General features: G+C 48.9%; 3 protein-coding genes and 1 pseudogene. 3 read left to right on the forward strand and 1 reads right to left on the reverse strand.

The window, feature by feature from the left end; translation table 11 throughout:
- Positions 1–150 precede the first annotated feature (150 nt).
- Positions 151–1,227 (reverse strand): ferrochelatase, encoded by a 1,077-nt coding sequence (hemH, locus tag JJU14_RS16085; RefSeq protein ID WP_228614743.1) that lies wholly within the window; start codon positions 1,225–1,227, stop codon positions 151–153.
- Positions 1,228–1,635: 408 nt separating this feature from the next.
- Here hemH and JJU14_RS16090 point away from each other — a divergent pair, with 408 nt between their 5' ends.
- From JJU14_RS16090 to JJU14_RS16100, 3 genes and pseudogenes are all read left to right on the forward strand, one after another.
- Positions 1,636–2,046, forward strand: a complete 411-nt coding sequence (locus JJU14_RS16090) for a hypothetical protein (RefSeq protein ID WP_228614740.1) — start codon at positions 1,636–1,638, stop codon at positions 2,044–2,046.
- 28 nt (positions 2,047–2,074) lie between these two features.
- The gene (locus JJU14_RS16095; RefSeq protein ID WP_228614741.1) at positions 2,075–3,250 is read left to right on the forward strand and encodes a hypothetical protein; all 1,176 of its coding nucleotides are present in this window, start codon (positions 2,075–2,077) and stop codon (positions 3,248–3,250) included.
- A 2-nt stretch (positions 3,251–3,252) separates the two neighbouring features.
- A pseudogene (locus JJU14_RS16100) lies at positions 3,253–4,391 on the forward strand (hypothetical protein); the annotation flags it as partial.

Here is a 4,391-nt window from a genome sequence, read left to right on the forward strand (position 1 = left end):
ATGCCAGCAGCCAGGGCCAGTAACGCCGTTTGACTGCCGGAGGGGGGACGTTGCGCTCTACTCCCGCACCACTGAAATCCTTGCGCTTTAGCAGCGGTGCAGAATTAAAACCGGGCTCAATTCGCTGCGGCATCGGCTTGTCCCTTGGTGCTAAGCTTTGGCGCCCAGGGCCATGGCTCTATGCTGACGATCAGGATCGTCCTGAACCTGCCAATGCGTCAGATTCTGTTCAATCAGCTGACACAAGGCATCGATATGCGCAGGGTTATCATTCAGAGCTGGAATGTAGTCGTATTGCGCCCCTCCAGCGGTTAAAAAGTACTCTCTGTTTTCTTCGCCTATCTCTTCAATGGTTTCCAGGCAATCGGCTGAAAAGCCAGGGCAAAATACCTGTACATGGGTAATGCCCTGTGCAGGCAAGGCTTTTAGTGTTTCATCGGTATAAGGGGTTAACCACTCTTCGCGACCAAAGCGGGATTGGAAGGTGGTCAGGTATTCATCGCTGTTGAGTCCTAGCCGTTGTGCAATCAGCCTGGAGCTTTTGTGACACTCGCAGTGGTAGGGATCACCGTTGAGTAAGTACCGCTTGGGGATACCGTGATAAGACAAAATCAGTTTTTGAGGTTTACCGTGTTGTTGCCAAAAGGCCTCTATTTGCTGTGCTGCTGCTTCAATAAATGGTGGGAAATCATGGTAATGACTGACAAATCGGAAGTCAGGCAACCAGCGCCGTCTGGTCAAGTCTTTCGCAATGGCATCGAAGGTCGAAGCTGTGGTCGAGGCGGAATACTGAGGATAAAGCGGTACCACCAACAACTTGCGAACGCCTTTGGCAAACAGCTCATCCAGCACGGTCTGGATGCCCGGATTGCCATAGCGCATGGCAAAAGCCACTTCTAAATTACGATGGCCCTGCTGCTGCAGCTGCTGACGAATCGCATCGCACTGTTGCTGGGTATGAAACAGCAGCGGTGAGCCTTGCTCGGTAAAAACAGTGGCATAGGCTTTGGCCGAGCGTCTCGGGCGAAAACGCAGAATCACGCCATGCAATATAAGCCACCACAGCAGTCGGGGCACCTCAACTACTCTGGGATCCGATAAAAACTCCTTAAGGTAACGTTTTAGTGCAGCGGGTGTCGGCGCATCCGGTGTGCCTAGGTTGGTGACTAAGACCCCTATTTTATCGGCTTGTTGGTGCTGGTAGTTTTTTGTGTTGGTAAAGCGCATGGTGGTGTTTACCTGTTGAATAATACGATGGGGCACTCGATACGTTTGCGACAGAGTTTCAGATGCCACCAATGGCAAAAATGCTGCCGTGCCGTGTGGATGACTGATTCTCAGTATACGACGATCGAGCTTAGTTTGCCAAAAAAGTCTGAGTTAAGTTGGTGATAAATCAAACAAAATAGTGATTATTTGGTCATCTGGAGTGCAGGGATCTGATATTAAACGAATAAAAAAGTATTTCGACTTGATAAATCATTGACTTTGCTATGAAATGAAATGGAATGGTCGACAGCCAATGCTTGCAGGAAGCAAGAACTGCTGCTCGAACTCGATTTTCGTTTCACATGTATGCAGAAGCTATCGATCAATGGCGGACTTTGATTGGAGGCACTCTGATACCGGTGTAGCATGTTTAAATATCTGCTTTTTTTTATTGTATGCTTCTTCACAGCGCCTGTTCAGGCGGTGCAAGTGATTGCTCATCCATCCATAGAGCTTCATCATCTTAGCCCAGCACAACTACGGGCTTTGTTTAGCATGCGACAAACTCAGTGGCCTGATGGTTCTGCTGTACGGGTCTTTGTACTTAGCAGTGACCATCCACTGCACCAAAACTTTTGTAAAGAGCAGCTTCGGATGTTTCCCTATCAATTAGATAACATATGGAATCGATTAAGCTTTTCAGGCATTGGTAGCAGGCCTCAACAAGTCGCTACTGAACAAGAATTGATTGAGCTGGTTCAGAGCACGCCAGGGGGTATTGGTTACCGGGCTGGCAATGCCAATGACACAGGGGTTCGTATCATTGAAATACGTTAATTGTTTTTGTCCATCAGAGGCTTCCCGCTTGAGCAAACGCTCACTTGCTGTGTTGGCAGTTTTTCTCGGTGGATTGAATACTGCTTCGGCTCAAGAGTGGCAGTGGCATGGCTTTTTATCACAAGGCATGATTCAGGCTGATAAAAGCAATTTCATTAATCAGAGTGGCAAACCGTCGATTGCTTTAACTGAGTTGGGTATCAATGGTGCCAAGCAGTTATCACCGAACTTTCGCCTGGCTGGTCAGGTGGTGTATTTGGATGGAGGCAATCGCTATCCCTCAGGTTTAAAGCTGGATTACCTGTTTCTGGATTGGGCTTTGTTAAATCAGCTGGATTGGCAACTAAATGCCTATGTCGGGCGATTTAAAAATCAGCATTGGATCCATTCAAGTACCCGGGATGTGCCGCTAACACGTCCGAGCATCGTGCTGCCGCAGTCGGTGTACTTTGATCCTTTTCGAGATATTGCTGTTAGCAGTGATGGTCTGGCGTTAAAGTCCAGCATTGATACGAGCTTTGGCAATTTTGCGTTGAACTGGAGCCTCGGTGCGACACCTTTGTCAGAGCAGCAAACAAAGCTGCTGCTTGGTGACAGAGTGGATGGAAGGTCGCGGCAAAAATATGTTCACCAGGCCAGTGCATTCTGGCAGCCTGAAATGAGTCACTGGACCTTTGGTGTTTCGTTGCTTGATTCTGAGTTTAGTTATCGTGATGCGTCAGCCGAGCTTTTTTATGATGCTGATTTTATGGTGCAGCGCTTTATGTTGAATGCTCAATATCACCGTGAGCGCTGGCAGCTGGCGAGCGAACTCTTTCAGGAGCGCATGGATATTCGCGGTTTTATCGCACCAGAATTTGCAATTGCGCAGTTCGGCCAGGGAGGCTACGTACAAGGAATTTATCAGCTCAGTGCGGATCTACGCATCCATGCGATGGCCGATTACTTTGTAGCCAACAAAGACGATCGCCGTGGTAAGCAATTGATGGCGATGACGCAGGGCGAGATTCCGGATTATTTTGGCTTTCAGCACAGCCTCAGTGTGGGGGTCAGTCGCGATTTGGCACCCCGGGTAAGGGTGCAGTTGGAGCATCATTGGGTACACGGGGCTGCTCGTTTGGCTCCGGTTGTGGTTCCCGACTTAATAACGAATAGACATTCTCACTGGCAGCTATGGGCGCTCCAGTTGATGTATTGGTTCTGAAGATGCGCCGCTTTATCAGTTTGCCCTGGAAGCTGCTGATGGTGATGTTGTTGGTGTTGTTTGTAATGACATCGGGTCTCACCACCTTGTCTTTGGTTCGGGTTCAGGATGAGTTTTCCCAGCAACAAGAGCAGAAACGATTACTGGGAGAGCAGCAGTTCGCTCAATACAGCCAATTGATTGAAAACCAGCTCCGCATCTGGGTCGAGTCTTATGCGGAGTTGACTTTAGGTGAACACACAGCAAATGGTCTCTCGGGCTTTACCAGAGCCTTAAGTCAGCAACTGGAGACGCTCAACTTGCATCTGAACGTTGATGAGATCTGGTTGTTTCAGCAAGATGGTCGGTTGGCATTTCAAAGCTCGGCCATCATTCCGGCAGAGATCGATCGGCTTGCCGGCGAGGCCATGGCCCTGCAGCAGCCGCAAAGCCAGATTTTATGTGACCAGTATTGTGTCAAGTCACTGGCTGTTCCACTGCTGCTGGATGCAGGTGACGTGGCGGTGGTGGTGATGACGACCACTTTGGTGGACATTTTATTTTATTTAAATCGCTCTTTGCAGGCAGAGGTCGCCATCGTCAGCCACATAAAACAGGCATCAGCCAGGCCCGCTGACATTCGGTTGCTGTCCAGCTCCAACCCTGATTTGCTGCACGATTTGTATTATCAGCTTCCCGAGTTGATGGATGTTAGGAGTATTGTTCGCCAAGGGTTGCGGCTCCAGTCAGGTCAACGTCATTACTTTGCGCACATGCAACCACTCGATACCCGTCTCCCCAGGCAGTATCATTTAATTTTGATTGAAGACATCAGCGATTATGTGTTGGCTAATCAACGGTATCAGCAGCGAATCATCATCATTGCCGTGCTGGCTTTTCTCATTCTTGCCTTGCTGATCTATGGCATTACGCATCGATTGAGTGCCCGGCTGCTCCGTTTGGCGGCACGACTTCCTTTACTCGCGAATCAGGAGTTCAGCCGTTTTCGCCTTGCCAGTGAGTCCCGCTCAGTTTTGTTCATTGATGAAGTCGATACTTTAAATAATGCGGCCAATAAATTAAGTTGGCAGCTTGAAGAGTTGAATAAGCAAGTCGAGCATCACACCAAAGAGCTGGAAAATATTGCGATGTACGATTTGCT

Source organism: Alkalimonas sp. (assembly GCF_020831925.1).
Lineage (GTDB): Bacteria > Pseudomonadota > Gammaproteobacteria > Enterobacterales > Alteromonadaceae > Alkalimonas.

Excerpts from the sequence above, each read along its gene's own strand:
- JJU14_RS16090 (WP_228614740.1), top strand. The coding sequence starts at position 1,636 with ATGTTTAAATATCTGCTTTTTTTTATTGTATGCTTCTTCACAGCGCCT.
- hemH (WP_228614743.1), bottom strand. The coding sequence starts at position 1,227 with ATGCGCTTTACCAACACAAAAAACTACCAGCACCAACAAGCCGATAAA.